At 63.8% G+C, this 500-nt stretch carries 1 pseudogene; it reads right to left on the minus strand.

Features of this window, described 5'->3' with window-relative positions:
* A pseudogene (locus EOA36_RS36820) lies at positions 1–500 on the minus strand (transcription-repair coupling factor); the annotation flags it as partial.

The following is a 500-nucleotide window of genomic DNA, read 5'->3' on the forward strand; positions in this document are numbered from 1 at the left end:
GGCTCGAGCTGTTCGGCCTCGGCCAGCGTCTCGACCTGTTTGAGGTTGCCGAGATGGTGCTCGGCCAGAATCTGGCCAAGCCTGTCGAGCGAGCCTTCGGTCCAGCCGGCGATGACGACCCGGCGCCGCGCCGCGCGCTCGTCGGCTATGTGCCGGACGACGACATCGAAGACATTGACGTTCGGATCGGCTCGCTCCTCGACGAAGCTGCGGCCATGCCGCGAGCCGGCGTGGAAGACTTTCTTACCCCCTACGTCGGGCGCATCGAACACGGTAAAGTCGATGTCCTCGCGCTCGCCAAGCGAAGACTTGAGATTCTCCGGCGAGAGGTAGAGCAGGTCCGGCGCAACCGGCTTGTAGGGCACCGCATCCTTGAGCGCACCGTCAGCCTGCTTTTTGCGCGCCTCGTAGTGGTCGAGGATCAGCGTATGACGTTCGGCAAGCGCCTCATGCGCCAGATGGTCGAAAACCACGGGTGCGTCAGGCAGGTAATCGAACAC

The sequence above is a fragment of the Mesorhizobium sp. M8A.F.Ca.ET.021.01.1.1 genome (assembly GCF_003998025.1).
Lineage (GTDB): Bacteria > Pseudomonadota > Alphaproteobacteria > Rhizobiales > Rhizobiaceae > Mesorhizobium.